Source organism: Bartonella sp. PS7NMGDW (assembly GCF_042193585.1).
Classification (GTDB): Bacteria; Pseudomonadota; Alphaproteobacteria; order Rhizobiales; family Rhizobiaceae; genus Bartonella; species Bartonella grahamii.
The window spans coordinates 1-1,451 of record NZ_JBHILX010000071.1 but is presented as its reverse complement, the minus strand read 5'-3'; the positions used below and the strand labels follow the sequence as shown (position 1 = coordinate 1,451).

The 1,451-nt window shown below is 34.9% G+C and carries 3 protein-coding genes; 1 reads left to right on the top strand and 2 read right to left on the bottom strand.

Annotated elements, in window-relative coordinates:
• Nucleotides 1-474: hypothetical protein (locus ACFIKJ_RS09245; RefSeq protein WP_375670539.1), on the top strand; the 474-nt coding region annotated here is incomplete at its 5' end.
• Between the two features lie 3 nt (nucleotides 475-477).
• On the opposite strand, the gene ACFIKJ_RS09240 is transcribed toward ACFIKJ_RS09245, so the two are convergent.
• Nucleotides 478-900, bottom strand: coding sequence for a type II toxin-antitoxin system HicB family antitoxin (locus tag ACFIKJ_RS09240; RefSeq protein ID WP_375649820.1), 423 nt, complete (start codon nucleotides 898-900; stop codon nucleotides 478-480).
• 20 nt (nucleotides 901-920) lie between these two features.
• The gene (locus ACFIKJ_RS09235) at nucleotides 921-1,103 is read right to left on the bottom strand and encodes a type II toxin-antitoxin system HicA family toxin (RefSeq protein ID WP_006589116.1); all 183 of its coding nucleotides are present in this window, start codon (nucleotides 1,101-1,103) and stop codon (nucleotides 921-923) included.
• Nucleotides 1,104-1,451: the final 348 nt, after the last annotated feature.

The following is a 1,451-nucleotide window of genomic DNA, read 5'->3' as shown; positions in this document are numbered from 1 at the left end:
GGACGCATCTCACGAGCAAAAACACCGCATGAACCCATGGATAAATTGGCAATTGAAATGCGTGCCAAACGCTTCTGTTTGACCATAGAAGAGGCTAAAAATCCGCTTTCCGGCACCTATATCGGGCGGCTTTATTTGCAAGGCGAAATAAATCAAGACCAATATGATGCTGCGCAAAAATATCTTGAAGTGAAAAACAATTACCTATGTGCAAAAGCATTGCCTAATGCAATTTATGATGAAATGCCTACAACTTCTGATAACGGAGCAAGAGAGAAATGGGTACAGAAGGCAACAGAACATCTTTTAGCTGTAAAAGATGTTGTTCAAGAAGCCCAATGTTTACACCGTCAATATAACCTTCATGCCGCATTACAGTATCTTGTTATAGAAGATCAATCACTACCACACCTTGTGCTTTCATTGCGCATTGCTCTTAATGCGCTTTATAAACATTTTACGCAAAACCGGTAGTTTTCAAGCGGCGTCTTGGATATTAATGGCAACCTCTTTTCCAAGAGCAATGAGAGTGGATTCCAAGGCATCTAATTTGGTTGCGTGGTTTAAATCCAACAATCGGTCAATTTGTGTTGGATGAAGTTTTAAAAGACGTACGAGATCAGCTTTGCGTAAGTTTTTTTCAATCATAGCGTTATGTATTGCAATTTTTAAAGTCACCAATGAAGATACTTCAACAAAAGGATAGGCAATATCACGATGTCCAAAGGGAATAGGTTCACGATCTTGAAAACGCCCCATAATGACTGTTAAAAGTGCATTTTTAGCCTGTTCCAAAGCCTCTTTTTCATCGTTACCATAGGTAATAAATTCCTGAAAGTCTTTAGAGACGACTAGAAGAGTATCATTGTCATCTTTGATAAATTTGATTGCATATTTCATTTACACCTCCATATTCAGGCTTATTTTAGGTCAAGATCTTTAAGAATCTTCTGGACTAATCCTGTTCCTAATTCTTTTCGCGTACCATGCATAGGTAAAACGGACTTTTTAGAACCGCGCTTTACAAGCAAATGTCCACCTTTCCCTGAAGTAAAACTGCAACCATGCTTTATAAGATATCTTTTCAATTCTTGACTATTCATTATAATAATATAACATCTAAAATGTTTCAATACAACATAAATGTTGCATTAAAGGAAAATAAAGGACATCTTTTAAAACACTATATTTAGGTAAAAAAATAAAAAAATACAATATATTGATTTTTTTGTTGACATGATGTGAAAAATCATATTTAATGACGCTACTGCACTAGTCTTATTGTGTCTAAAATTCAAAAATATCCCCTAAAAATTCAGTAAAATGTGAACTTGAAACGTGGCTAGAAAGTCCTGTTTTCTCGGTAATTCTAGCTAATCAATTTTTCACAGAATAAAAATCAATATTTGACTAATGATGTCATTAATTATGACTCAAAAGGAGCAATGATG

Coding starts and splice junctions, on each gene's coding strand:
- ACFIKJ_RS09240 (WP_375649820.1), bottom strand. CDS start 900: ATGAAATATGCAATCAAATTTATCAAAGATGACAATGATACTCTTCTA.
- ACFIKJ_RS09235 (WP_006589116.1), bottom strand. CDS start 1,103: ATGAATAGTCAAGAATTGAAAAGATATCTTATAAAGCATGGTTGCAGT.